Genomic DNA, 26,776 nt, shown 5'->3' with positions numbered 1-26,776 from the left:
ACGACTGGTGCAACAAGCAAAACACCAACCGAACCAACCGTAGCTAAACAGAGTAAAGTTGCGACACCAGAAACTCCAACTACTGCAACGACTGGTGCAACAAGCAAAACACCAACCGAACCAACCGTAGCTAAACAGAGTAAAGTTGCGACACCAGAAACTCCAACTACTGCAACGACTGGTGCAGAAACCATAGAACAAAAAGTTGCTGCTCAGGTTGAAACTTCCATTTTAGATGACCAAAAACCTGTAGACACAGTAACCAACAAAACCATTGATATTGAACAAATCAATAAAATTAAAGAGCAATTGATCGATATCTTTTCTAACCTTCCTGACTACATTAGCCAATTTTATCAAGAATATAAAACTCAGCTGAAAGTAGTTGGTTCGCTAACCTTAGCAATATTAACTTTGACGTTAATTGTTAGTTTTCTCCAAACCTTACAAGGAATTCCTATTCTATCAGTTAGCTTTGAATTTATTGGGATGGGATATGCAGTTTGGTTTGTTTACCGTTATTTGCTGCAAAAATCTAATCGGCAAGAATTATTAGATAAAATTCAAGACATCAAAGCAGAAATTGTTGGTAAGAAATCTTAAATAAGAGTTTCACAGACTCAAAAAAAAAAGGGGGAATTAAACAGAGAAACAGGACTTACGCATCCAAACAAGAAACCGGGTTGATTCTAATTATTATTGTTGGAACACGAAATTTTGTATCATAAATCGGTTTCTGCGTAAGTCCTAAGATCGTGTACGGATAATCAGCGATAAAAAAGTTTTTGTTTTTAGTAGAGCTTGAGCAATAATTATAGATAGGGTTGAAGCCCTACTACGAACTTTAATTATAACTATTTAACCCGACATGATATAATAAAGTGAAACAACAAAATTTATGATTCACATTCCCCCTAGAAGTTTTTTGACTTTATTATCGAAAAACAGCACTCTAAATGAATAGAAATAAACTTAGAAAAACGATATTATTTTTAGGAGTATTGTTTTCATTAGTAGGGATGCAGAACATGACCCCAGTTCTGTCCCAAGATTTACAATTGACACCTATATTTGAAGATGTCAACCTGTATCCAAAATCTCCTCAAAACCGAATGATTATTAGAGGGTTAAGTGGAGGACCTATATCTGCGAAAGAAACAACAGGTAGAGAAAACACTGTAACAGGACCATGTGTAGGTTTTATTGATAAAAAACCAGATCATAGATTAATTTTAAATGGCTTTTTTGAATCTCTGAAACTTGAGGTTAAAAGTAGTGAAGATACAACTTTAGTAATTAGAGGTCCTGGAGGTAGTTGGTGTAATGATGACTTTGAAGGAAAAAATCCAGGAATTACAGGTCAATGGTTTTCAGGTACTTATGAAATTTGGATAGGTTCTTACCAAAGAAATAAATATTATCCCTATGTAATTAAAATTTCTCCAGAATAAAAAACTCATATAAATAAAATATTGGGTGTTGCTGAAACCTTGGGATGAATCTTTGTATAAAAGGTAAATCCCATCTTTTACTTCCTATTTATCTATCTAAAACTATAATTCCACAACGTAAATATGCAACCTCTCCTACACTCCCCACACCCCCCACGTCAATTCATCCCGCAAATATGCAACGCCAAATATTGTTGTAGGGATGTTCCATAAAACATCCCTACTCTGCTATCTATTCCCTGTTCCCTAATCTATGGAGATTTTGTTGCAGATGGCATAGGATAATGAGAATTTTTTACGATTGGTTGGGTTGCGAGTGGTATGGGATCGGGATTTGCGATGGTCGGTTGTAATTGTGGTGCGGGTGTTACAAGATCGTGATTTTTCACTATTGGTTGTGGTGCAGGTGGAACAGGATGGAGATTTTTGATCGTAGGTTGTGGTCGCACTACGATCTGATTAACTGGTGCAGGTGCAACAGGTTGAGGCTGGACATTTGTTAACATCGGTTGGGGTCGCGGTCTCATCGGATTTACCGATGTAGGTGCCACAGGTTGAAGTCGAACATTTGTTAACATTGGTTGGGGTCGCGGTCTCATCGGATTTACCGATGTAGGTGCCACAGGTTGAAGTCGAACATTTGTTAACATTGGTTGGGGTCGCGGTCTCATCGGATTTACCGATGTAGCTAGCTGGGGGTTGTTAACTTGTTCAATTCCGAATTGATTATTATTAGTCTTAGTAGTTTTCCATTGATATTGATTAGGAAAATTTTCTCCTTGATGTTTGCTTGGAACAACATTGAAAGAATTTTTCAACCGGGAATTTTGAGAAGTATTAATCTCTTGACTTTGGGGGAGAGTAAAATAATTGCTATGCTTTAACTCATAGTTATTTTTATTGACATTATCACCTTGTTGTGATATGTTTTGAGTAGACACTTGAAGTGTATTTACTGAGGATAAATTATCTCTGTTGTGACTGATAGCAAAACTTACTCTCGGCTGAACTAATGTACCAATGGTATATGTTGTAGCAATTAGAGGAACTGCTCCTAGTAAAGCCTTGAATTTGGGAAGGACTGATTTTAAGAAAATTCTCATACTACCTATAAACCTTCTACTAATGGGTAAAGGTGATTAGACTTAAAGCTATTGGTATTTAGTATAACATCTTAATTTATAGCAACAACTTAATGTTAAAATGAATTTTTGTAATTCTCTAGCTGAATGATGTCTATCAGCATTATCAATTCTAAGTTAGTTAATTAGTTAAAATTTACTCACTTAGAATTGAACCAAAAATCATACTCATATAGATTCTATGTTTGCTTTAATGAATACTTGTATCTGGGTGTTGGATCAAACAGGATGCTTTCTAGAAAGTATTCCCGTAGATGGGGAAGTATCATTTTCAGAGGATAACCCCGTGAAAGTTCAGATCCATCAAGTTCTTGAAAATATTCAGAAAAATATTTTGAGTAATCATATTAAAACTTGTTTAAAAACAAAGGGTCAAGTAGAAATTGAACATAAATGTCAAATAGGAGAAGAACAGGTGAAACTCAACGCCAGTATCTATCCAGTTAATCAAGAAAAAGTTATATTAATTCCCCATGATATTCAAGTTATTAATTCCAATAATAAATCACAAGAATCCCATTCATTAGATATCTCCGAAGCAAACGAGCGATTACAAACACTTTTAGAAGCAATGCCAGGATTAGTGTCTTGGATTAGTTCAGATTTCCATTATTTAGGAGTTAATAGACATTTAGCTAAAATATTCAACATGGCTCCTGAAGAGTTTATTGGTAAACATATCGGCTTTTTGAATGGAGATGATGCAGAATTTACCAAATTTGTTCACAATTTTTTTGCCAGTAATACCACAGTTACTGTGAATGAAATGAGTTCACCTGTAGGTCAATATCTCATAGTTGCTCAAAAATATAACCAGGGCCAAGCAGCGTGTACTGTCGGAATTGATATTACTGAACTGCGACAAACAGAAACTGCCCTAGCATTGACAGGTAAAGCGGTAGAAAGTAGCAGTGAAGCAATTAGTATGACTGATGCTTATGGCAATCACATCTTTCAAAATCCAGCATTTACTCAACTTTTTGATTATAGAAATGTAGCTGAACTAAATGCTATTGGTGGGTTACTAAGTTTGATAATAGATACAAAAGTAGCCCAAGAAATATCTGAGAGTATGATGAGTGGAAGTTCATGGAATGGAGAAGTTAGCTGTCGGAGTCGTAGAGGCCAAATCATCCAGATTTTGATGCGGATAGATGTCATCAAAGATACATCAGATAAAATTACTGGGTTTGTTGCTGTCAGCACAGATATTACAGAACGTAACCAAGCAGAGAAACTACTACGTGAAAATGAAAAAAGATTCCGATCGCTAATCGAAAATAGCACAGATATTATCCAGATTCTAGACAGTAATAGTATTTTTACATATATTAGCCCCTCCCAAGAACGAATTTTAGGTTACACTTCAGAAGAATTAATTGGCAAATCTGTATTAGAGTTCATTCACCCCAACGATAGTTGGTGGATGGAACAAGTAATAGAGGGAGTGAAACAATATCCGAAAACACGCCGAGGGTTAGATGAATATCAAGTCCGCCATAAAAATGGTAGTTGGTGTGTATTTGAAGCTGTAGTAATGAATTTACTTGATGATGAATCAGTTCAAGGAATTGTAATTAACTGTCACGATATAACAGAAAAAAAATCTGTAGAGGAGAAACTGCTACGTCAATCTTTGTATGATAGCCTCACAGACTTGCCAAATAGAGCTTTATTAATGGATAGACTACAGCAAGCATTAGCACACACACACACAAATCATTCTGATTTGTTTGCTGTACTTACAATTAATTTAGATCGATTTAAGATCGTTAATGAAAGTCACGGTCATTCCATGGGAGACAAGCTATTAATTGAAATTGCTCAACGAATCAAAACTTGTTTACGATCGAGAGATACGATAGCACGAATAGGGAGTGATGAGTTTGTTATTCTCTTGAAGAAAGTTCACGATCGACAAGATGCCATTGGTTTAGTAAATCTGATACAAACAGCGATCGCTCAACCTCTAGAATTAGATGGTCATAAACTCTTTATTACTGCTAGTATCGGTATTGCCATAAGTTCCCATAATTATAAATGGGCAGGGGATATACTGCGAGATGCTAATATTGCTATGGATCAAGCTAAAGCGCGAAACCAAGGAAGTTATATGGTATTCACCAGTTCCATGCACAGCTACGTTACAGAAATGATGCAGTTAGAGCGTGACCTACGTCAAGCGGTGGAGATGCTAGAAGAATTTGTTTGTCCTACTTCCAACACTTTTTTACTCAACTATCAACCAATTATCTCTCTATGTACAGGGAACTTAGTAGGGTTTGAAGCTTTAGCGCGGTGGCACGATCGTGAACGTGGTATGATTCCTCCGGTAAAGTTTATTCCTATTGCAGAAGAAACAGGTTTGATTATTCCTCTCGGTCAGTGGGTATTTTGGGAAGCTTGTCGTCAACTGCAAGAATGGCAGACAATTTATTCTCAAACTCACCTTACTATAGCTGTCAATATCTCTGGGAAACAGTTTTCCCAATCTAACTTAATTTTACAAATTCAACGTATTTTGCAAAAGACAGGTATCGATCCTCAAGGATTAAAAATAGAAATTACAGAAAGTGTTGTTATGGATAATGCTGAGTCTGCTAGTAAAGTTTTATCTCACCTACGGGAGTTGGGAATGCAGTTAAGTGTTGATGATTTTGGTACAGGATATTCATCTCTAAGTTATTTGCATCGTTTCCCTATTAATACTCTGAAAATTGATAAATCTTTTGTGACAAATATGGGAGTTAATGGGGAAAATAGTGAGATTGTAAGAGCTATTGTTACATTAGCTCATAGTCTAGGATTGGATGTGGTAGCAGAGGGGATAGAAACAGAGGAACAGTTGGCTCAACTGAGATATTTAGGATGTGAATATGGTCAAGGATATTTGTTTTCTAAACCTGTAAATGTGACAGAAGCAACAGCATTATTGGGTCATAATTTTTATTCTTAATTGGAAAAGAGCTTGATATTAGTTTTCCGGTAGATGAACTAAACACTCAAAAGTATAACTATTATAGGGGAGTGCCATGGAATGTCCCTACTGTGGTTGAGTAAAATAATATCTTATTTTAGTATTTAAGGCTGCTTATATAGGTTAGTTTACTAAGTTTTGAGTATGGCAAATTAATGCAAATTTTCCGTTTATCGTTTGATCGTTGATATTGAATATTGATATTTAGTACATACTATACCAATTAAAAAAAATAATTTCATGAATAAAAATGGTGATTGAAAGACTTTACATGATATCATTTCTCGTAGCATCGGAGCATGTATAAAATCAAGGTCAAAATGGGCAAAATACCTTCTGCCTTCCTTTCACCAAAATATAACTATTCAAGCGGAGATGAGATGAGATGTATCTTTCGACTAAAAAGAGAAAATATGCCCTCATAAATAGTATTTAAGCTATTCATTCTGACTTCTGACTCCTGACTGGTAATAAATAGCCTAACTATTTGTAACAAACATTTATCAATTTGTGATAAGATATCTTTGCTATTTACCTATAATAGTTAAAAAACATTAGTCTTACTTACTTATTAATTAATAACTGAAGTCTTGAGGAAGGTCTTGCATTATTTTTGGGAATTGGTATAACATCAAACCAAATATATAGCAATCCTATTTTATTTGTATATAAAAATCTTACCGCTTTTAGGGAACACTTAACTGGTGATAGTTTCGGTTTTTTTATCTACTTTTTGATTACCCGCAACCTATGCACGAATTGCTATATAAAAACCGGGTTGATAAATCAGCATTGTAGGAGTATCAATAGTCAAACCATAAACCAGATTTTTTGGAGTTTGACTAGATAACTATTGTAATAAGCGATCGCCAGACTCTACATCAAACCAATGAATTTGTTTAGGAGGTAATTCTATAGTTACTAACTCATCCCAAGTTTGCTTATAAGGAACTAAAGCCTTGATATTTTGCTCTGAATTTTCTACCTGTAAAATCAATAATTTTTCCTTACCTAAATCTTCTACTAATACTACTTTCCCTTTAATAGTAGTTCCAAAATTTTCAGCGGCAGAAAAACGGATATCTTCCGGGCGAATACCCATAATAATTTGTTTTTTTCTTGCCGAAAAATCTGGCAAATAAATTTTAAAATCCCCCAAAATAGCATAATTTTCTTCACATTTAAGAGTCAGTAAATTCATTTGCGGACTACCAACAAAACCAGCAACAAACTTATTTGCCGGACAACTATAAATTTGATGAGGAGCATCAAGTTGTTGTAAATAACCATCAGATAAAATTGCTACTTTAGTTGATAAAGTCATTGCTTCTGTTTGGTCGTGAGTAACATAAACTACGGGTTTTTGTTGAGCATTAAATAACTGTTTTAATTCCGCGCGTACCTGTTCCCGCAATAACGCATCTAAATTACTCAGGGGTTCATCTAACAAAAATACCTCCGGGTTTCGTACCAATGAACGAGCTAATGCCACCCTTTGTCTTTGTCCTCCAGACATTTCCTTGGGTTTGCGAGCTAGTAAGTTGTCTAAATCTAGTTTTTGGGCGACATCATTGACTCGTCGCTGAATTTCATCTGGAGGTATTTTGCGGAGTTTCAGGGAAGCAGAAATATTTTCAAACACCGTCATGTGGGGATAGAGAGCATAACTTTGAAACACCATGGCAATATTTCGATCGCCTGGTGCTACATTTGTGACATCGCGATCGCCAATTATTACTCTACCTTGAGTGGGTGTTTCTAAACCTGCAATGAGTCGTAGTAGGGTTGATTTTCCGCATCCAGAAGGTCCTAATAAGGTTAAAAATTCTCCATCTTCAACTTCAATATTTATGTCTTTAACAGGAATAACATTAGGAGTAAATTGTTTTCTAAGATTTTTTAATTGCAGTTTTGCCATAATTTGAAATTGTTTCTTTCTTGTTGTTGGCTAAGGTTAATTTTAGGATAGTTTTGCTAGGGTAATGGTAGATGGGGATAAACAATGCTGTTTCATGGGAGTATTATGTTCCCACTATTCCATTGAACAACATAATTACAATAGACTAGCATTACAATGCACCAACACCAATTTTAGATTTGAGTCAATGAAGACCTCTCCCCCAACCCCTCTCCTACAAGGAGAGGGGAGCTTCTCCCCCTTCCCTTGCAGGGAAGGGGGTCGGGGGGTTAGGTTTTACTGACAATTTTAGTCTATACGAGCTACTACCTTAATCATAAAGTATTCAACCGGAACATTCTGAATTTTTACTTCTATATTTTTGTGTATCCTTTCAGTTATATTGAATTCAAGTTTATTTCTCTAACTTTAGTTAAAAACAACTCTTAAATAATGATTCCAACAAATTTGTTGATTTTAGGTCTAGGTGGTCTATGTTCGGGTATTCTAGCTGGATTTTTAGGAATTGGGGGTGGTACAGTTATGGTACCGCTATTAGTAGCTTTGGGATATCAACCGATACAAGCAGTTGCAACTAGCGCTTTAGCTATTACAATTACAGCGAGTTCCGGTACTCTACAAAATTGGCGTATGGGTTACATTAAACCTCAAAAAGTTCTTTTATTGGCATTGCCAGCATTATTTGCTGCTCAAGTTGGGGTTTATTTAGCGGAACAATTTTCCTCTACTTTGTTATTGTTGGGTTTTGGTTTATTAATGTTGATTAATATTTATTTGTTCGAGTTACGGAAGCGTGTTATTGCTAAACAAAAGAATGCTGAAAATAATAGTGAAAAACAGCAATGGGGAAATCCTACTATTGCTAGAATTATTACCGGTGGAACTGGAGGGTTATTAGCTGGTTTATTTGGGGTTGGTGGTGGGGTAATTATGGTACCTCTGCAAATTCTTTTACTGGGNAAGCGCAAACGCTTGCCTCCAATCTCCCAAGAGAGAAGAAATAATATTTCCTGATCTTCAATTGGTGTAACGGTTAAAACCTTCTTGTAATTATCAAGTTCGCCATTATCAATTATCAATTAATGAACTTTAGCTACTTACCATTACATTTCAGCAACGCCCAATGTTTTGTCTTGGTATTTTTTCATGGTGGTGAATTTCATTTCTACATTAATGTTTTCTTGTTCTCAGATGGCATTTTTGTAAGAAAAATTACTTTCTATCACCCAAGCTTCAAATGTTTTTTCAGTCAACCAATTCCAAATATGTCCATATATAATTGCAAGTTGACTCAGAAATTCAGAAGTTGAAAATATCGTTAAATGAAAAGCATCTGCATCAGTTAGTGAAACAAAGGTAGAGTTCATTCGCAATTTTGCTTTCAATATATCTTCCAAAATCTCAATTTCTAAAATTTCCCAGCAATCTTCCTTGACTCCACCATTAAGCTAAGGTGATGATATTTTCAAAAAATCTTTTGGTGTCAAGTGCTTCTATAACATATCAATGTTCTCAAATTAATCAGTATTATAATATTTTCGATGAGGGTATAGTCAGTTTTTTAGTTATGATTAACTACACTATCTACTATATAAACCATTTAGGAACTTCTTACCTAATGATCGGCCTTACAGTTTCTTGGTTTAATCATTATTGGCATAATATAGTTCTCACTCAGCCATTACCCAGCTCGAAATTGCTTAATATACTAGCTACTTCAGCTTGAAAAAGATACCAAATAGTTTTTATCTACTACTTTCATCTACACTGTCTTTCTCCAAATCACTTATTAGTCAGTTAAACTTTGAATTTAAATATTTTAAACTTAAATATATAGAGGGGAAAAATTAATATGGATAAAAAAGATATTCGTAGTAGAGCAGCCAAAAAATTTATGGATAACTTTGAGACACAACTTAATCTAGCTCTTCAAGAAACTCAAATTGAAGAGAATAATTCAGAACTTGCAAATACCAACAAAAAATCAAAAGAACATCAGTCAGATAAACAATGTAATTTATCAGAGTTAGAAGAAGCGATCGCTGACATAGATAAATATATTCAGACAAAGAAAGAACATTCACCATAATTTCCCTCTGAATAAAAAATTAGGGGTTGCTGAAACACGGTATGATTTGATAATGTAGGATTGTTTGAACTACTTGTTAATATTAACTGTTCCCTATTATACCATTTCTCGAAAATAATGCTATATCCGATCGGGTGTGGCAGTGTGGTCTGTGTGGGGGTAGGGACGTTGCACAGGCAAAAATGCGTTTCATGTCGCGCAGCGTTTCGGCTGTCGCCGACTTGAATTGCGGAGCTTTGCGTCAGCTAAACGTCCCTACAAAATAAGAATAATAAACACTAACTAGGCTATTATTAGCAAAAAAGTGATTTAATCAGAGTGTTAATTACTTAATAATTGAAGTGCGACTTAAGTATAGCAATACTTTTGGGAATTGGTATTACCTATAAACTTACTTTTATACCTTAATTGAGCAATGCCAAAAATTAAAACAGTTCTAAAATAATCAGGATATCAAAACTATGGTGGTGGTGCATAGTAATGGTAAAGGAAGCACTGGGAGTCTGGGAGTCTGGAGAGATGGAGAGATGGGGAGATGGGGAGATGGGGAGATGGGGGATGGGGAGTGTCGGATAAATTAAAAAATATATATCCTCACCATTACCATGCAGGACTACCAAAACTATTTCTAGCTGAGGTGTTCTCTGATTCTTACTAATCCCTATTTATTTTTCCCTACTATGTATCATTAGCAAATTGATATTTTCCCGACGTTAAACTTATGCGACAAAGTAGGATTCCCAAACCTTACGTTAGCTTCTGCGTAGCATGACCTAGGAAAGCTCAACTGAAGGAGGTTGGGTTTGATATTTCTCGCGCACCTGCTTCCCTTGCCGAACCCTCTGTCGGTCTTACCTTCGCTCCACAGTACGTCGCCAATCCGACTGCCACCCTACCCCTCCCCCAGATATGCATATCCTAAAACCTTATTCCATCTAAAAAATAGGACTAAACTGGTAAAAACCAATTAACCCAATCAGTTTTCCCATCCCCCTAATGAACCTCTTTCCCAGGGGGAGATAAAGACCCACACTCTTCAAGGAACATTGAGATAAATATATAGTGCACTGCTTTTGATTAAGATTGACGTTGACGCTGAACCTCATACAAAATTATAGCTGTACTTATCGCAACATTCAAAGATTCTACACCGTTGCTCAAAGGAATCTTAACAGAATAATCAGCCAAATCAATTAAATCTTTTGAAATACCAGAACCTTCATTTCCCAAAACTATTACTGTAGGTTTTCGTAAATCTATCTCCCAATAGTTGATAGTTGAGTTCGGAACTGTCGCTAAAACTTGCAGACCTTGACTTTGTAATTGTAATACTTCAGTCTTTAGGTCTTTAGATATTACCTTATGTAAATTAAACCATTCCCCGGCTGATGCCCGAACTACTTTAGGATGATACAAGTCTACACTATCTCTACTCACAAATAAGCCATCTATATTTGTTGCTGTAGCTGTCCTGATTATAGTTCCCAAATTACCAGGGTCTTGTATTTTTTCTAAAGCAATTCCCAAGGTCTTAATCTTCAGAAAATTTGTTTGGCTCTGTGGTGCTATAGCCACTACTCCATCAGGATTAATTGTAGTAGCAAGAGATTGAATAACCCTAGCACTTACCAATTCTATCCTTTGAGCTTTTTGGGATACTAATTCACACAAAGATTTATGTTTTTCTTGCCATTCAGGTGTATAACAGACAGTTGTAAGAGGATAATCTCTTCTGCAAGCTTCTTCTAACAGATGAGTTCCTTCAACTAGAAATAATTGTTGTTCCCGCCTCCCTTTTGATTGGTGAAGTTGGCGGATTTGCTTTATCAAAGGATTTTGCAAACTGGTCAGCACTGTTAATATTTGATTGCCTATTTAGGGTCTGCTGAAAAAGTATTAGGTGTGAGGTTAGGAAAGAGCGACAGGGCGAGAGGAAACATTTTTATCATTCTGCTAACTCCATTTAGTTACTTGTTTATCTTCTAAAAATTAATCTAGTGCGTAATAGTACAAGAACTCCTAAATTGAAGTGAGCAGGCTTTAATAATACTCACTTATCTTGGTAGCTAATGATTTTAATTTTATTCAGCAAGCCCTTTTTAGCATTTCCATTTAACAATTAGGTAGTGGTGTACAAGTAGTGATTTTTGCAGTTAGGTTCCTGAGAGTGAAAGGGGTTTACTTATAAATATCACTACATCTACAGGACTACCAACAATTAAAATTAATCTCAGACAAAGGCTAGAAGGAAAAAATGTTTCAAACAAATTAGAAAAAAAAGTTTGAGAAGAGGATTTTGTATTATCCAGTTTTCCCTGATGTTTTGTTATATATTCCTTTTTTCTAGCCATTCAGTTTTTACAACTCATTTAGGTTTGAAGTACCTCAACTAAACTTTGTTTAGGTATTTCTTTTTGTCTTTTTAGGTTTATCTGTGTAGCTACACACTTATTCAAACCTATAGTCTAAAGATACAATGCGGAACCCGGGACTTGAACCCGGAAGTTCTTGCGAACACTAGAACCTGAATCTAGCGCGTCTACCAATTCCGCCAGTTCCGCTAAGTGACAATTCTTTATTATTACTTATCCATTCAAATTTGTCAATTAAGATGCTTGTATTATAAATAAAACTGATTTTATTATAGATTATATTTGTAATTTGAAATTTGTTAAATTGTTATATAACTTAATAAAATGAAGCTTATTGAGAATATTATCATTTATTTTTACCTATTTACGTTATTTGAAAGATTTGGTACAATAGTGAACATTAATGTAAAATCTTGCAGAGCATTCTAACTTTCTTTAAATTAGACATCTATAAATCCATTGATACCGTTAACTTAAACTACATAATAGCTATTTCAAAACTTATAAATAGTTTTTTTAGTTAATGAAGCTTAACACTTTTCTGAACGGTATTTGACAAAATAAATCTTTGATGATACTCAAGATAGAAGAATTGATTGAGTTTTTGTGTAGTGGTTTGTTAGAGAACAAATTTTACTTGGATAGAGGGCAATTAAACTAGTTGGTGGAACTTTACAGTAGATTTCGGACTGATGTACAAGGCGTGAGGCGTCAAAAGTAAAACTCTTGTGGTGCAGGTATCTTGCCAGGTAAATTTTTACCTCATAACAGAGGAAAGTGCTGTAATATTTTTGAAAAAGAAAATGGCTGAAAATTATAGACAGAATATTGGAAATACATCAACTAGCTAAATAGATCAAAATCCAGAGAGTATTTTAGAAATATTGACTGTTAATTTGAGCAGCCAAGTATTTAATTTGAAATTTGGTATAGCTGAAAATATCAGCTTATGTTCTTTTGTGTGAATCGTTGAAGATTCCTTTTCCCAAAAAATTGGATAGTTTTTTTGATTTATAGGTATAGTAAACGTTCTACATAAATATAGTCGTATATAGTCAAATATTTTCGTTGATTTGTACTAAGGAGTCGTGTCAGAAAAACCTGAACAGTTTTTCTGATGGAAGCTATATTTCACAATCTATTTCAGATAAAATTTGTAGAACTTATTTTTACATGATTCCTAACCAGATACTAAATATTTGGCAAAATCAAATAACTATATCATAAAGTTTAATTTTACCATTAAACATTAAACTAGCTGAGAATTAAAAACTAAATAATAAAATTATTGGAGCCTTTAGTAATTTTAACTACTTGATTTATCAGATTAGTTGACAGAAATATTATTCATAAAAATCATCAGTTTTCTACTGAAATTGACCGACTGTGTTTCTTGTCTAAAAATCTTGATAAATATGCTAATTATTTAGTTAGTCAGTCTTTTATATTTGAGAATATTTATCGTCACTATACTGAGTTTTTATTGCTTAGATCGGGAAATACTTCTCGGACAGCAGGATGAACCAAAACATGGTCTTTAACATTCAATCCCTTAGCCAATCCCGGATTCATTTCTAAAGCTTTACTACCATAGTTGGCTAACTGCAATACATAAGGCAAAGTGCTATTATTTAAAGCTTGAGTAGCTGTCCAGGGAACTGCTCCTGGCATATTAGGTACTCCATAATGTACAACACCTAATTCCACATAAGTAGGATTTGTATGAGAAGTAGGATGTAGAGTTTCCACACAACCACCTTGATCCACAGCCACATCAATAATTACAGAGCCAGAACGCATCTGCTCCACCAAAGTTTTAGGAACTAACACTGGAGAACGACGACCAGGAACTAAAACTGCCCCTACAAGTAAATCACAATCTTCTACTGCTGCTTCTATTACAGAAGAACTACTGTATAGTAACTCTACCCTTGAACCAAATAGACTCTCTAAATAAGCCAACCTTTCCAAATTAATATCCAAAATCTGGACTCTTGCACCAAAACCAACAGCAATTTTAGCTGCCTCTGTACCAACTACCCCTCCTCCCAGAATTACAACCTTCCCAGGGATAACACCAGGAACTCCACCCAATAGAACACCTCTACCACCTTGTTGCCTTTCCAAAAATCTTGCCCCAAACTGCACAGACAAACGTCCAGCTATTATGCTCATAGGAGTTAACAAAGGTAGCCTTTGGTCAGCTAGCTCTACCGTTTCATAGGCGATCGCCATCACACCACTTTCAATCAACCGTTCAGTTAACTTCCGATCCGCAGCCAAATGTAAATAAGTAAATAGTAGTTGTCCTGATTTGAGAAACTGATACTCTGATGATAAAGGTTCCTTGACCTTGACTATCATTTCACAATTCCAAACCTCTTTAGTATCTGATAAGATATGTCCGCCTGCTTGAAGATAATCACTATCACTAAAACCTGCACCTAAACCAGCTTCTGTCTCTATAAACACCTGGTTACCTGCTTCAGTACAGACCCTAACACTTGCAGGAGTTAGTCCTACACGGAACTCTTGATCCTTAATTTCCTTTGGAATACCTATTTTCATCCACCATCTCCATTTCTGTACCAGGGAACTATATTTTTTACCACTTTACTCTAACTCAAAATCAATTAAGATATATGGCATATATAAACCATTTAGTATCAATACCCTTGATGACAATTTTGAGGTACTGAGTCAGGAGTGGGAATTAGGCAATAGGGGATAAAGGTGGAAAATATTCCCATACTCCTCCAACATGAATACCCATATCTTCTCACTATCTTTTTGGTATTACTCCCTTCCTCACAGAAGATTACCTAACAAAATTTGACTGCAAGTATATGCTCCAATGATCTACTAATTATAATTTTGTGCCAGGAAGGGAGTAACGCCTAGGATTAAATTTTTGAAGTACGGAGTCCCCTCTGGGAAAAAGCAATAATTGAAAAATTCTCTAATACAGCCCATCTCTCCATTTCCCAGCCTCCTCCTCTATTTTTGAATAGAACCCATTTGGGTTCTATAGATGGTAGTATTTAAACTAGGAATTACGCACCAGACCATGTATGTAGTGTTAAAAACTATAGCGCTACAGTTTTTATCCTCTATATATAGTACCCCTGCGTAAGTCCTGTAAACTTAAATCCCTGCAATTTTTCCGGAGCTATCTAAATTTTCTTGGCAACTTAGATTAAGAAAAAGAATTTGTCAACCCCTAGACATTTGCTTACTTTCCAGTACAATCAAGAGCAAAAATTAAAATCAATAAATTAATTAGGTTATTGAGGGAGGATAGAGCCATCAATCAACAATTAGATTCAATAACAGAAACCGACAAGCAAAAGTTATCCCCTGTCAATCAGTCAATACTGAAAATTTGGGGTCCTTCTCGTTTACAAGGAAAAATTAATATTAGTGGTGCTAAAAATTCAGCACTCCCTGCAATGGCAGCAACACTACTTTCCTCAGGGGTTTGTCGTTTACGTCAGATTCCATGTCTAGCAGATATTAACACAATGGGAAAAGTTTTATCTGCTCTGGGAGCAAAAATTAAACAGAATGGTAATACTTTAGATATAGATGCGAGGGATTTAGATAATCCTGAAGCTCCTTATGAATTAGTTAGACAGTTGCGTGCCAGCTTTTTTGCTATAGGTCCTATTTTGGCTAGATTGGGAGTTGCTCGTGTCCCCCTACCAGGAGGATGTGCTATTGGTGCTAGACCTGTCGATCTTCATGTTAGAGGTTTACAAGCTCTAGGAGCAGAAGTTCATATTGAACATGGTATGGTTAACGCTTATATCAGTGGTAGTAAAAAAAGGTTACAAGGGGCAAAAATTTATCTTGACTATCCCAGTGTTGGGGCGACTGAAACTTTAATGATGGCATCTACCTTGGCTGAAGGAGAAACAATCATTGAAAATGCAGCTCAAGAACCAGAAGTAGAAGACTTGGCTAATCTATGTATAGCTATGGGGGCTAATATTTTTGGTGCAGGTACAAAGACTATAGTAATATCTGGAGTACCAAAGCTACATTCAGTAGATTATACTATTATACCCGATCGAATAGAAGCTGGGACATTTTTAATAGCTGGTGCGATTACAAATTCAGAAATAACTATTGCACCAGTAGTTCCCAAACATTTAAGTGCAGTTATTTCTAAACTCCAGTCAGTAGGACTAAAAATTATACAGGACAAATCTGATAGCTTGCGAATTTTACCTAGTGAAATATTGAAATCTACTGATATTGACACTCAACCATACCCTGGTTTTCCTACAGATCTGCAAGCTCCATTTATGGCTTTGCTAAGTGTCTGTTCTGGCAGTAGTTCTGTTACAGAAACGGTATTTGAGAATCGTATGCGTCATGTTTCAGAACTAAATAGAATGGGTGCTAATATTAGGGTAAAAGGAAATCATGCCATTGTCGAAGGAGTACCTAAATTATCTGCTGCTCCAGTAATTGGTACTGACCTAAGAGCTTCTGCTGCCTTGATTTTAGCAGCATTAGCAGCAGAAGGCGAAACGACATTTCAGGGTTTACAACACCTCGATCGAGGCTACGAACAACTAGAAATTAAATTGCAAAAGTTAGGAGCAAAATTGGAGAGAGTAGACCTAGTTAAAGAAAATGACATTTTCCCAGCTTCTATCTAATTAGTAAAAACTGAGACTCTTAGGCGTTTCGTTTGCTCAGTGGGAAATATTTACTCGGCACAATGGCGATTCATCTTTGTGTATCTCCTGAATCTATTCTTCCCCCATATATTACTCAGTCATATCACTCTTATGGTGTGATAAGTAAATGAGTTGAATATATTTTTACAGGTTATGGCAACTGTCAATATAATCCTAAGTGGAACGAAGCGCCAAAATAAAATATAGTCTAATAGTTAGGTTTTTATCTAACATGTTGCGAGAAGATCCCCACTTCCCTGTGGTGAATGCCTATAGAAATCTGTATTTGTCATAGATATTGATGATTTAAAAGAAGTAAATCTGGATCAAAAAGTTGAGATTGTTAATCAAGCTAAGGGNAAGACACTACATATAGTAGAAATTCTGGAAAAAAACTCCAACGTCTTAGTATATGTAGTGTTGAGAATTAATTGATTCTCTCAGTTCTCAGATAGAGAGGAGCGATCGCTATTTCCTTTCATTTAATATAGGTAAGTTGTTGACTATTTTGACTGTTTCTAAACTGACTCTGATTATCCTTTTTACTAAGTTTACTATGTAACGGAAATCTTCTGACCAGTTGTTGGGGTCGTTGATTATTCCACTGTTTTTATCTTTGGTAATTTTATATCTTTCTATTACCCATTCTAAGGCTGATTTTCCATTAACTATATATTGGTAAGTTTCTAAGGGAATTTGTGATAAGGTGAGTTTACTGTTATAGATGATGATAGTTTTATCTATGCCGTTTTTGTTTTTACCAAATGTCATTTTTTTGACTCGATAATCTTCTTCATCTAAGAATAAGTCTTCTTTAAATTCTTCTAATTCATAAGGTTCTATGGTTTCATAGTTTAAATGCCAATATGCTAATTCTTTTCCTGCCTTACTGAATTTCCAAAAGTCTTTGGTGTAGGGAATACGGGGTAACATTTTTTTGAGGTCTGCTGCAAATCTTTGTTTATATTCTGAGGACTGGAGAACTCCATAAATGTCATAAAAGATGTCTTCTTTGTTGATGGTTTTGTCTTGATATTTTTTCTGGAAGTCTTTTAAGATATAGTCGTTTTAATTAAGATTGAGACAAAAATTGAGTATAATAAAATCAAGTCAACTAGAAACTATTTTTAACCATGCCTTACAGTTTAGACTTAAGACAAAAAGTAATAAATTTTGTGGAAAATGGTGGTAGAATTACCGAAACAGCTCATATTTTTGGGGTAGGAATAGCTTCGATATATAGATGGTTATCTCGCCCAAAATTGGAAGCAACGAAGGTAAAACGTCGTCAAATAAAATTAGATTGGAAAGAATTGGAAAAAGATGTAAAACAAAATCCAGAAGCTAAATTAGCACAGAGAGCTAAAAAATTTGAAGTTAATCCTACGGCTATATTTTATGCCTTGAAAATCATGAAAATCACTCTTATTAAAAAACAACTTCGTGATAGAGAAAGAAATAGAGAAAAAAGAATAAAATATTATCAAAAATTACGAAAATAAATCAAATAATTGGGAAGCAAAAGTCTTGTGTTTATTGAAAAATCAGGATTTGAAGAGAATCAAGACTGTATTTATGCCTCGTCAAAAAAAGGGAGAAAAGTTGATGGTAAGCAAGAGGAAAAACGAGGGAAAAGAGAAAATTTAGTAGCTGGTCGAAGAAAAAAGGAAAAAGTATAAATTGCACCAATAATATTTAAAGGAAGCCTGAATGCAGTAGGATTTTAAAACTGGTTAAGTCAACATTTATTACCATCATTAAAAATTCCCAGTGTACCAACTATGGACAATCCATCAATTCATAGAAAAAACGTTATTAGAGAATTATTAGAAGCAGGGAGTCATCAATTACTATTTTTGCCAAAATACTCTCCTGATTTAAATGATATAGAGCATGATTTTAGTGCATTAAAGAGAGCTAGAATGTATTCTCCTATCAACACATCTGTTGATGAAATTATTTGTAATTATTGTGCTAAATAGTGTCTCATTCTTATTTAAAATAACTATAGTGTCGGGAATGTTTGATTTTTTGGTGTATTTTTCTGTGTTATTTGTTGCAAATAGTGAGCCTAAGTAGCTTTGTTTTTCGTAGGTATATAAAGGGAAGCATTGACTTGTATCGTGCATATGAAAATCAGGTATTAAATTGGTAATTAATGCTGAAAAGTCTTTACTTGCAGCTATTCCAGTAACACTAATCACCAAATTTTCTAAATTTTGATTAGGAAAAATTTTAGGCATTTGTCCTGGTCTTTCATTAAAAGTGCTGTTAAAATATACCCTTTGTCTACAAAAAGGACGATATATAAATAATGTAATAGAATTAGTTAAAAACTCATGTTTAATAAATTTACCAATGTCATTTTTCAGACTTGACGACCAGCTTATTTTTTTAGGATCATTATCAATATAAAGATTCTATTTTTTTCTCTCTATTTTTAGTATCAGTAATTAGGGCTTGCTGATTAATTATAAAAGTATTGAAATCTAAAGGTTTTGGCGTTTTAGAGTTGAAAAAAGTACCAGCTTTTCGCACTTATAAAGCTCATGCATGCTAGTATCTTAGGATGATTATGGCAGAAAAATTGAGAGACAATTCTTACTCCTACCTCTTCTAAATTCCCCGTTCCTCCAGTCTCGAGTCTCCTACAAAGAGCAAAAAGACTTTCCATAAGCAAACCCTAATTATTTTTACCTTTATATATTTTTTAAACCCTTCAACTTGTTGATTATAAAAATCAATCATTCTCGTCATATTATCAATGACTGATTGGTGAAAAAAATTATAAACCCAAGTATCACGATTTGTTTTGACTCCACTTGAATATACATCAAAAATAGTTTTACTTGTTTTATCTTGCTTGTCGCCTAAGGAAATAAAACTTTCAAAAATATCATTACGTTGATTAATCCAATCATAATTTTCATTCGGTATGATTTCTTCCCATTTGATAGTCGAGATATCGCCAAAGTTTTTAATGGTATTTAATTTATCTGCCCGACTTAAATAATCACCAATATCATAATAAAATAATTTTCTTTCCTACTTTTTATCTAGATTTTCGATTGACAAAGTAATAGCAATAGTAGCGCGACTACCCGAACTAAAAATTTTACCTCCTTCTTTTCTTGATAGTTCTCCAGAAGTTCTTTGATTACCTCTTAAATTAAAACAATAAATACTCGTAAATTCATCAACTAAACATTTTCTCAAACCATCCATCGCATTATTATCAATGAATGAACCATTACTGATAAAACAAACTATTCCTTGCTCTTTTATTCTATCACTTGCCCATCTAAAACCACGAATATAAGAATCATAAAGACTGTTTTTTAAAGTAGCTGTAGAATATTTAGCATAAGTATCAGCAATTCTTTCATCTAATTTTTCATATTTAATATTTTTATTCCCATCATTTTCACTTGTTTGACCAGCAGAATAAGGAGGATTACCAACAATAACAGTAATCTCCTTTTGCTTTTGTTTAATCCCCCGTTGATTATTTTCAGGAAAAATCTTTTCGATAATTTCCTTTAACTCAAAACCCTAATTTTCAAATATTTGAAAAGTATCAGTCAAAACAATTCCATTAAAACTTTGATAACCTCCTAAATCATTAGAAAATTTGTCATTGCGAGGGGATTTTTTATCGGTCAACTCTCCCGAGAAAAACGACTCTCCCCCCGAGGCAATCTCACCATGATTAGAAATTCCTTCAGCANTAAATTATCATGATCAGTATTAATATCTTGTTTCTTAGAAAATTTGTCATTGCGAGGGGATTTTTTATCGGTCAACTCTCCTGATACAAAGGACTCTCCCCCCGAAGCAATCTCACCATAATTAGAAATTCCTTCAGCTAAATTATCATGATCAGTATTAATATCTTGTTTCTTAGAAAATTTGTCATTGCGAGGGGATTTTTTATCGGTCAACTCTCCTGATACAAAGGACTCTCCCCCCGAAGCAATTTCACCATTATTAAAGATTGCTTCGGCTAAATTATTATTATCAATATTAGTTTTATCTTCTTGTTTATTTTGCCTCGAAATGACAGATTATGAAAAAGATTAACTTATAAAATGATAAGTTTCCTCAATATTAATCGCTGCAATATAATAAGCTAATAAAAAAATCTCATTCGCGTGTAATTCATAACCAAACTTCCGTGGTAAATATTCCTTTTTAATCACCCCACTTTGCAACAACCTCACAATAAAAGTACCCGTACCAGTAAACGGGTCTAAAATATGTACACCCTCATCACTTAACCCCAAACCAAACTCATTTTTAAAAGCAAAATCAGCACTTTTAATAATAAAATCAACCACCTCCACCGGAGTATAAACAATACCTAATCTTTCCGCCAACCGAGGAAAAGCAGTACGGAAAAATTTATCATATAACTCATTAATTATCCTCTGTTTACCCTCCGCATTATCAATACCACTAGCACGTTCTCTCACACTGTCATAAAACTTTTCCAAACCTCTAACTTCCTTCTCCAAAGATTCACCTTCCAACACATCCAACACGTCATATCATCATTTTTAGATTTTCTCTTATTTTTCCCAACCTTAGTATCAGAACCAACTGCAATACTATGAAAATTAATCTCACTTTCTGCCGTCCATTCCCTTAAAGTTTGAGAAAGTAAAGAAATAGAAGGAACCAAAAATAGAATCAGATTATTTGCTTTAGGAAACTGTTCGGCAATTTTCAAAGAAGTAAAAGTTTTACCAGTACCACAAGCCATAATTAACTTCCCTCTATCGGCAGTTTCAAAACCAGCCAGAACTTTTTCGATAGCTATTTCTTGATGTAGTCTGACTTGTTTTTTTAGGTTTAAGTTCTAAATTGTCAGGATTCTTAAAACTGAACTTATCCCAATCAATAGGACTATTTGCTAAATCATAAATTGTAGCCATAACAACAGGGATTTGTTGATTTATTAAAGCAGCTTCTGCATTTTTACTCCACTTATTAGTAGTAGAAATAATCATGCGTTTTTTAAATAAATTTGTTCCTGAAGCGGTAAAAAACGAATCTATATCTGACTTTTCTATAGTCTGGTCTGGAGAATAACATTTACATTGAATCGCCCAATAATCCCCAGTATTTCTTTCAACTGCCACCAAATCAATACCAGTATCAGGCATATTTCCCCGTTTAGGAAAATCCATCCATAACTAAACTTCGCTAAAATACTTTTTATAAGTAGGATCGGTTTTGAGGTAAGCTAACATTAATCTTTCAAAAATTTCCCCCAATTCACGAGCAGAACGGGAATTTTCTCTATTCCGATCTAATAATTTGAATATTGAGGACTTGAACTTGGAATTACTCATATCTACACCAGTGCAGCTTTTAATCCTAAAGCCTACTATTTTAATCTTCTTTCCTGGAGCAAAGCCAATGTTTAGCAAACTTTTTAAGATTTGCTATAAAATTGTTTGATAAACAAAAAATACAGATTAATCTCTAGTCCCAGTTTGAACAAAGAGGCATCTTTGCTGATAACTGATAACTAATTTATCTAACACCTACCTAATTTTTATATTCAATTTGACTTAAAAAAAATGCTGAATAATTACACTTTTATTTATTTACATGGATTTGCATCTAGCCCCAGGTCTAACAAAGCGATATATTTGCGCGATCGCTTCGCTGAAATTAATATTAAGCTCAATGTTGTTGACTTAAATCAAGATGATTTTTTTAACCTAACTCTTAGTAGACAAATACATCAAATTGAGTCAGAAATTAAAAATAAATCTACACCAATAATATTAATTGGTTCTAGTTTTGGTGGTTTAACATCTACTTTTTTAGCAGAAAGAAACCCAAAGATTAAAGCAATAATTTTACTTGCACCAGCCTTTAATTTTTTCTCCCATTTGCGAAAAAGTTTTGGAGAAGAAAAATTACAAAAATGGAGGGAAAGAGGAAATTACTGGATCTATCATTATGGAGAAAAAGGTTATTCGCTTTTGAGCTATGATTTTATAATAGATTTGATGAAATATCAGGATGAAAAATTACGGCGTGCCTTACCAACTTTAATTTTTCATGGTTTAAATGATGGTACAATTCCGATTCAAGCTAGCCGAAAATTTGCCGTTAAACGCCCTTGGGTAGAGTTAATAGAACTTGATAGTGACCATACTTTAAGAAATGTTATGCCAACAATTTGGGAAGAAATTAATCAATTTTTTCAGTAAGATTTTAGTCACATAAATAATTAAGATAAGCTTATAAATGTTCTCAGAATCAAAAAATATTAACTATTATAAAGAATATATCAGTAATGAACTAAGAAAGAACTATGCAAACTTTAGCTGTTGATATTGGTGGCAGTGGTATTAAAGTAATAGCCTTAAATGAATTAGGAGAAGCAACCACAGAACGTAGTCGTGTAGAAACACCAAACCCGGCAAAACCAGCACCAATATTAACAGAGATTGTATCTTTAGCAGCAAAACAAGGAGGATTCGACAGAGTATCCGTAGGTTTTCCTGGTGTAGTCATGGATGGTATTATTACAACAGCAGTCAATTTAGATCCTGAATGGATAGGACTAGATTTGGCAGCAGTGCTATCAGAAAGGTTAGGAAAACCTGTACGAGTTGCTAATGATGCTGATATTCAGGGATTAGGAACCATTGAAGGTAAAGGAGTAGAATTGGTACTAACCTTGGGTACTGGTTTTGGTTCAGCATTGTTTGTCGAAGGGAAATTAGTGCCGAATTTGGAAATGGGTCATCATCCATTTCGCAAAGGTGAAACTTATGAGGAACAATTAGGAAGAGCAGCATTAGATGACGTTGGTAAAAAAAAGTGGAATGAACGTTTAGAAAAAGCGATCGCTACTCTAGAACATCTATTTAATTGCGATTATATTTATCTAGGTGGAGGTAATACCAAAAAAATTACATTTGATTTACCACAAAATGTCAAAATAGTGCCAAATTTGAATGGTTTATTAGGTGGTATTGCTTTGTGGCGAGATTAAACTCAGAACAATTAATGGGGTAGGTAATGGATGCAATAGCAACCTCAATCTTGATGATTTAGCCTACCCCTACTCTATATATTCATAATTGCTCTTATCAACTAAAAAAGCTTTCAATCTAGGCTTATTAATTCTCTATTTATACCAAAATTAAAATTGAGATAATCATCACCTAAACATAAAGATTGATTTATCTTCACCCTTAATGCAGAGAATGGAGAGATTTATCAAGTTCCATTCTTTGTTTAGCTTGATTTAAAAAGTAACCGCTCATCATTGCAGAAGCTAGAAGTTGACCAAGGTTTTCTCGGTTAGTAGTTATTGCCGTAGAAAAATGTTCGGGTGGTAAATGTCCCAACATTCCTCTTAAATTTTGTTCCATAATTTGAGCTACTTCTGGATCTGGTTTAGAAAGTTGAGCAACAGTTTCTGGATTCATAGATTGAACATATTGCCATAGTAAATTACTACTATTTGATTGGTCGGCAAAATTTTCAGAAGAATTTCCGGGAAGATTATTCATAATATTTAGCTCGGATAAGTAGAGTGATTTAACATTAGTTATATATTAACAAGATATCTTCCAGTTACTCTAGTCAGTGCAACCGAACTTTCAGAGACGGACTTTTCTACAAAGTGTTAAAGGAAATTTCTAATTTTACTTTGTACTCAAGATATAAAAAAGTTGGTAGTCCTTTGATAATGGTGACTTATTGTAGAAGTAGAGAATAGGGAATAGCAAACAAGGCAAATTCGCTTTTTTTAAAAGAACAGTATTTTCTGAATCTACTTGATTTTTTCAAAAAGTCACTACTTGTGCAATACTACCAAAAAGTTAAGTATTAATTATTACTTGAATTTGGCAATTTTTGTTGTATTGATTTTGTTGATAATTTATATAATATGAAATCTAGAAAAATAGATTCGGTTATCCGTATAATTTTTAGCTTAATAGGATAAATATCAAACTTGAGGGAATAGCATAAAATAAATTATCCCAATTTTTGTACTCTATTTATGTACTCTATCCTGACTGTTTACTCCATACTCCCTTACTTTTTCAATTTCTTCCCTACTCTCTACTTCCTTATTTTCATAGCTAATGGGATAATTTTTTATTTGTAAGTACCTGAGAAAATTTAGATATTTTGAAATTCTTGCCAATCAAAAGTAATAGACTCAAATATACAGCAATTCACAAAAAGCGTGAGGTACAAAATTCTAGGTTTGGGGGAACAGGGAACAGTTATTTTGCACGACTACTTATCAGCTATAAACTCTCAAGCTTCATTAATTATTACTGGAAAGCTAGCCTCTGAAATTATTAAATTTACTTTCTTAATTCTGAAGTAGGCCATTTTTTTTATCTATAGCACTAAGGAAATACGTTACGATACCAAATCCGGTTTAAAAAGACCAGTTTTTAGTAAACGGCAAAAACCCTGTAGAGACCTTGTATGCAAGGTCTCTACAGGGCGAGATATAATACCATTTCTCAAAAACTTTTTTACATTTGATTGAGCAGGGGAGTAGGGGAGTAGGGGAGTAGGGGAGAAGTAAACATAATAATAATTAACATTAACTTGCTAATTATTAGCAAAAAAGTTATTATGCTTCTGTCAATTACTTAATAACTGAAGTATCTACCAAGTATAGCATTACTTTTGGGAATTGGTATAACAGGTGTATCTATACCAGATTTAGTATGACATTTATATGCTTAAACTTAGTCAGGGAGTACTTCTGACTTCTATAGCACTACGCATTGAGGTGAGAAAATTTCTAAATACTGTTTGCGGAGAATTTGGGCAGGAAAAACTCACTCAGAGATTACTTTTTACTTTTATAGGGGCGAATGGCCATTCAACTCTACTGACTTTTGACTTACGCGTAGCGCTGTAGACTGGGTATGTAGAGACGGAAAAAAATCCCATGAAAAAATCATCTAAAGCTAAAGGTCGCCTGGTTTGGAATCATTCAACCCATATCGACGGGTTAATCCCTATTTTAGAGAAACTCACCCAACATGAGGGTATTGAAACTGTTACTCCGGGAGTTATTAGTAGGTCTAGAAGTCATATTCCCCAGATGAAACTGAAAGTATCAGTACCTATTAGGGGTGGTTTTAAACTTATTGCTAGACAAGGAAAAACAGTACAAGAAGTATTTATGTTAACCAGTTTAGCTCAAGAAGATTTGGAAGAGGCGATCGCTCAAATCTTAGCTAAATAAATAGGACTTAGGTAGAGACACTATATATAGCGTTCAAAAACTATAACGTTATAGATACATAGTGTTTAAGACTCAGAAATGCGTAAGTTCTGATAAATATACTTCACTGTCCGATTTTTGCTAGATGTATTTGGAGAAGCTATTTTATTAAAGCCTACACTTTGCCACTATAAGTGTAGGCTCTTATATTTTTTCTGACAACTGCTACAGCTCATTAACATCATTATGAAAATCAGCAATTAAAACTCCATCATCAAACAGTTGACCTTTCTTTCCACCTGCATCTGGGCTACTGTGATTACAAACAATATCTAAGATTATTTTTATCCCTAAATTATGAACTGCTGCTACTAATTTATCAAAAACAGTCTCCTGATTTTTTACTAAAGAAAGCTCATCATCTTTATCTGCTAAACGAGGATTTAGGCGCTTAAAATCCTTCGCCCAGTAGCCATGAATTGGAGCCATTTAAAATAATTATTCCTCTATTTGTTCAAATAAAGGAGTCATCCAAATAGCAGTAACTCCCATTTTTTTGAGATAGTCAAGTTGATCAATTATTCCCTGTAAATCTCCACCCCAATACAAACCCCATTTTTCTTTATTTCGGTCGTATAATTGAGGGTTAGGACCGTCGTTATTAGTAGAGTCGCCATCAAAAAAACGGTCTACTATGATAAAGTAAATTGTTTCTTGGCGAAACTCAATCGAGCGAGTAAATAGAAATTCAAAATCACTATTAATATGAGATTTACTACTAGATTTGACATCTCCAGGGGTTGAAACACCCTGGATTCTGCGGTTAACCCACCGCTTAGGGGATAAATCCACATTTGCTTCAAGCCTGAAGGGCAGACTTCTAAGCTTCTCGGCATAGACTATTATCTAG

At 34.3% G+C, this 26,776-nt stretch carries 23 protein-coding genes, 1 tRNA gene and 2 pseudogenes; 10 read left to right on the top strand and 16 right to left on the bottom strand.

Going from position 1 to position 26,776, the window contains the following annotated elements; translation table 11 throughout:
- Together F6K22_RS01315 and F6K22_RS01310 are read left to right on the top strand one after the other, a co-directional pair.
- Positions 1–603 (top strand): CAAD domain-containing protein (locus F6K22_RS01315; protein ID WP_293092468.1); only part of this gene is annotated, 603 nt, incomplete at its 5' end.
- Between the two features lie 425 nt (positions 604–1,028).
- Positions 1,029–1,451, top strand: a complete 423-nt coding sequence (locus F6K22_RS01310) for a hypothetical protein (protein WP_293092466.1) — start codon at positions 1,029–1,031, stop codon at positions 1,449–1,451.
- A gap of 251 nt (positions 1,452–1,702) precedes the next feature.
- Here the strand turns inward: F6K22_RS01310 and F6K22_RS01305 are convergent, their stop codons facing one another.
- On the bottom strand, positions 1,703–2,554 hold the full coding sequence (locus tag F6K22_RS01305; RefSeq protein WP_293092464.1) for a hypothetical protein: 852 nt from the start codon (positions 2,552–2,554) through the stop codon (positions 1,703–1,705).
- A gap of 220 nt (positions 2,555–2,774) precedes the next feature.
- On the opposite strand from F6K22_RS01305, the gene F6K22_RS01300 reads away from it, so the two are divergent.
- A complete protein-coding gene (locus F6K22_RS01300) occupies positions 2,775–5,549 on the top strand; it encodes a bifunctional diguanylate cyclase/phosphodiesterase (RefSeq protein WP_293092462.1) in 2,775 nt (924 codons plus the stop codon).
- 871 nt (positions 5,550–6,420) lie between these two features.
- On the opposite strand, the gene F6K22_RS01295 is transcribed toward F6K22_RS01300, so the two are convergent.
- Positions 6,421–7,488, bottom strand: coding sequence for an ABC transporter ATP-binding protein (locus tag F6K22_RS01295; protein ID WP_293092460.1), 1,068 nt, complete (start codon positions 7,486–7,488; stop codon positions 6,421–6,423).
- A gap of 432 nt (positions 7,489–7,920) precedes the next feature.
- Here F6K22_RS01295 and F6K22_RS01290 point away from each other — a divergent pair, with 432 nt between their 5' ends.
- Positions 7,921–8,502 carry a sulfite exporter TauE/SafE family protein gene (locus F6K22_RS01290; protein ID WP_293092458.1) on the top strand — a complete coding sequence of 194 codons (582 nt, stop codon included), beginning with the start codon at positions 7,921–7,923 and terminating at the stop codon, positions 8,500–8,502.
- A gap of 173 nt (positions 8,503–8,675) precedes the next feature.
- Here F6K22_RS01290 and F6K22_RS01285 read toward each other — a convergent pair whose 3' ends face one another.
- Positions 8,676–8,855 carry a hypothetical protein gene (locus tag F6K22_RS01285; RefSeq protein WP_293092456.1) on the bottom strand — a complete coding sequence of 60 codons (180 nt, stop codon included), beginning with the start codon at positions 8,853–8,855 and terminating at the stop codon, positions 8,676–8,678.
- A 485-nt stretch (positions 8,856–9,340) separates the two neighbouring features.
- Here F6K22_RS01285 and F6K22_RS01280 point away from each other — a divergent pair, with 485 nt between their 5' ends.
- Positions 9,341–9,577 carry a hypothetical protein gene (locus F6K22_RS01280; protein WP_293092454.1) on the top strand — a complete coding sequence of 79 codons (237 nt, stop codon included), beginning with the start codon at positions 9,341–9,343 and terminating at the stop codon, positions 9,575–9,577.
- 1,077 nt (positions 9,578–10,654) lie between these two features.
- On the opposite strand, the gene F6K22_RS01275 is transcribed toward F6K22_RS01280, so the two are convergent.
- The 3 genes from F6K22_RS01275 to ald form a co-directional block, all read right to left on the bottom strand.
- Complete coding sequence (locus F6K22_RS01275) at positions 10,655–11,431, bottom strand: TrmH family RNA methyltransferase (RefSeq protein WP_293092452.1); 777 nt, start codon at positions 11,429–11,431, stop codon at positions 10,655–10,657.
- A gap of 623 nt (positions 11,432–12,054) precedes the next feature.
- Positions 12,055–12,138: transfer RNA gene (locus tag F6K22_RS01270), tRNA-Leu, on the bottom strand.
- Positions 12,139–13,416: 1,278 nt separating this feature from the next.
- Positions 13,417–14,517: an alanine dehydrogenase gene (gene ald / locus F6K22_RS01265; protein ID WP_293092450.1), complete on the bottom strand. Its 1,101-nt coding sequence runs from the start codon at positions 14,515–14,517 to the stop codon at positions 13,417–13,419.
- Positions 14,518–15,254: 737 nt separating this feature from the next.
- Here ald and murA point away from each other — a divergent pair.
- Entirely contained in the window at positions 15,255–16,616 is a 1,362-nt protein-coding gene (gene murA / locus F6K22_RS01260) for a UDP-N-acetylglucosamine 1-carboxyvinyltransferase (RefSeq protein ID WP_375340126.1), read from the top strand.
- A 489-nt stretch (positions 16,617–17,105) separates the two neighbouring features.
- Here the strand turns inward: murA and F6K22_RS01255 are convergent, their stop codons facing one another.
- Positions 17,106–17,696 (bottom strand): type ISP restriction/modification enzyme, encoded by a 591-nt coding sequence (locus F6K22_RS01255; RefSeq protein WP_293092472.1) that lies wholly within the window; start codon positions 17,694–17,696, stop codon positions 17,106–17,108.
- Positions 17,697–17,770: 74 nt separating this feature from the next.
- Between F6K22_RS01255 and F6K22_RS01250 the strand changes: the two are divergent.
- Positions 17,771–18,619: pseudogene (locus F6K22_RS01250) on the top strand (IS630 transposase-related protein).
- Here the strand turns inward: F6K22_RS01250 and F6K22_RS41660 are convergent.
- From F6K22_RS41660 to F6K22_RS01225, 7 genes are all read right to left on the bottom strand, one after another.
- On the bottom strand, positions 18,545–19,048 hold the full coding sequence (locus F6K22_RS41660; protein ID WP_363272614.1) for a type ISP restriction/modification enzyme: 504 nt from the start codon (positions 19,046–19,048) through the stop codon (positions 18,545–18,547). The pseudogene F6K22_RS01250 and the gene F6K22_RS41660 sit on opposite strands and share 75 nt — an antisense overlap.
- Before the next feature lie 205 nt (positions 19,049–19,253).
- On the bottom strand, positions 19,254–19,478 hold the full coding sequence (locus F6K22_RS41655; RefSeq protein ID WP_363272612.1) for a type ISP restriction/modification enzyme: 225 nt from the start codon (positions 19,476–19,478) through the stop codon (positions 19,254–19,256).
- A 204-nt stretch (positions 19,479–19,682) separates the two neighbouring features.
- Positions 19,683–20,159, bottom strand: a complete 477-nt coding sequence (locus tag F6K22_RS42995) for an Eco57I restriction-modification methylase domain-containing protein (protein ID WP_375340125.1) — start codon at positions 20,157–20,159, stop codon at positions 19,683–19,685.
- Between the two features lie 554 nt (positions 20,160–20,713).
- Entirely contained in the window at positions 20,714–21,151 is a 438-nt protein-coding gene (locus F6K22_RS01240) for a hypothetical protein (protein WP_293092446.1), read from the bottom strand.
- Entirely contained in the window at positions 21,106–21,438 is a 333-nt protein-coding gene (locus F6K22_RS01235; RefSeq protein WP_293092470.1) for a DEAD/DEAH box helicase family protein, read from the bottom strand. The genes F6K22_RS01240 and F6K22_RS01235 overlap by 46 nt, the downstream gene beginning before the upstream one ends.
- Positions 21,425–21,826: a restriction endonuclease gene (locus F6K22_RS01230; RefSeq protein WP_293092444.1), complete on the bottom strand. Its 402-nt coding sequence runs from the start codon at positions 21,824–21,826 to the stop codon at positions 21,425–21,427. The genes F6K22_RS01235 and F6K22_RS01230 overlap by 14 nt, the downstream gene beginning before the upstream one ends.
- Before the next feature lie 6 nt (positions 21,827–21,832).
- Complete coding sequence (locus tag F6K22_RS01225; protein ID WP_293092442.1) at positions 21,833–22,069, bottom strand: hypothetical protein; 237 nt, start codon at positions 22,067–22,069, stop codon at positions 21,833–21,835.
- 153 nt (positions 22,070–22,222) lie between these two features.
- Between F6K22_RS01225 and F6K22_RS01220 the strand changes: the two genes are divergently transcribed.
- Both F6K22_RS01220 and F6K22_RS01215 read left to right on the top strand, forming a co-directional pair.
- Positions 22,223–22,864, top strand: a complete 642-nt coding sequence (locus tag F6K22_RS01220; RefSeq protein WP_293092440.1) for a YqiA/YcfP family alpha/beta fold hydrolase — start codon at positions 22,223–22,225, stop codon at positions 22,862–22,864.
- 104 nt (positions 22,865–22,968) lie between these two features.
- A complete protein-coding gene (locus F6K22_RS01215) occupies positions 22,969–23,655 on the top strand; it encodes an ROK family protein (RefSeq protein WP_293092438.1) in 687 nt (228 codons plus the stop codon).
- Between the two features lie 202 nt (positions 23,656–23,857).
- Here the strand turns inward: F6K22_RS01215 and F6K22_RS01210 are convergent, their stop codons facing one another.
- Complete coding sequence (locus tag F6K22_RS01210) at positions 23,858–24,178, bottom strand: DUF760 domain-containing protein (RefSeq protein WP_293092436.1); 321 nt, start codon at positions 24,176–24,178, stop codon at positions 23,858–23,860.
- Positions 24,179–25,587: 1,409 nt separating this feature from the next.
- Here F6K22_RS01210 and F6K22_RS01205 point away from each other — a divergent pair.
- Positions 25,588–25,887 carry a DUF2103 domain-containing protein gene (locus F6K22_RS01205; RefSeq protein WP_293092434.1) on the top strand — a complete coding sequence of 100 codons (300 nt, stop codon included), beginning with the start codon at positions 25,588–25,590 and terminating at the stop codon, positions 25,885–25,887.
- Positions 25,888–26,091: 204 nt separating this feature from the next.
- Here F6K22_RS01205 and F6K22_RS01200 read toward each other — a convergent pair.
- Positions 26,092–26,718 (bottom strand): annotated as a pseudogene (locus F6K22_RS01200) (alpha-amylase family glycosyl hydrolase).
- Positions 26,719–26,776: the final 58 nt, after the last annotated feature.

Origin of the sequence: Okeania sp. SIO2F4, from assembly GCF_010672385.1 — a bacterium.
GTDB lineage: Bacteria > Cyanobacteriota > Cyanobacteriia > Cyanobacteriales > Microcoleaceae > Trichodesmium.
This window is presented reverse-complemented; position numbering and strand designations above follow the sequence as displayed.

Excerpts from the sequence above, each read along its gene's own strand:
- F6K22_RS01310 (WP_293092466.1), top strand. The coding sequence starts at position 1,029 with ATGACCCCAGTTCTGTCCCAAGATTTACAATTGACACCTATATTTGAA.
- F6K22_RS01305 (WP_293092464.1), bottom strand. The coding sequence starts at position 2,554 with ATGAGAATTTTCTTAAAATCAGTCCTTCCCAAATTCAAGGCTTTACTA.
- F6K22_RS01300 (WP_293092462.1), top strand. The coding sequence starts at position 2,775 with ATGTTTGCTTTAATGAATACTTGTATCTGGGTGTTGGATCAAACAGGA.
- F6K22_RS01295 (WP_293092460.1), bottom strand. The coding sequence starts at position 7,488 with ATGGCAAAACTGCAATTAAAAAATCTTAGAAAACAATTTACTCCTAAT.
- F6K22_RS01285 (WP_293092456.1), bottom strand. The coding sequence starts at position 8,855 with ATGAACTCTACCTTTGTTTCACTAACTGATGCAGATGCTTTTCATTTA.
- F6K22_RS01280 (WP_293092454.1), top strand. The coding sequence starts at position 9,341 with ATGGATAAAAAAGATATTCGTAGTAGAGCAGCCAAAAAATTTATGGAT.
- ald (WP_293092450.1), bottom strand. The coding sequence starts at position 14,517 with ATGAAAATAGGTATTCCAAAGGAAATTAAGGATCAAGAGTTCCGTGTA.
- F6K22_RS01230 (WP_293092444.1), bottom strand. The coding sequence starts at position 21,826 with ATGGATTTTCCTAAACGGGGAAATATGCCTGATACTGGTATTGATTTG.
- F6K22_RS01220 (WP_293092440.1), top strand. The coding sequence starts at position 22,223 with ATGCTGAATAATTACACTTTTATTTATTTACATGGATTTGCATCTAGC.
- F6K22_RS01215 (WP_293092438.1), top strand. The coding sequence starts at position 22,969 with ATGCAAACTTTAGCTGTTGATATTGGTGGCAGTGGTATTAAAGTAATA.
- F6K22_RS01210 (WP_293092436.1), bottom strand. The coding sequence starts at position 24,178 with ATGAATAATCTTCCCGGAAATTCTTCTGAAAATTTTGCCGACCAATCA.
- F6K22_RS01205 (WP_293092434.1), top strand. The coding sequence starts at position 25,588 with ATGAAAAAATCATCTAAAGCTAAAGGTCGCCTGGTTTGGAATCATTCA.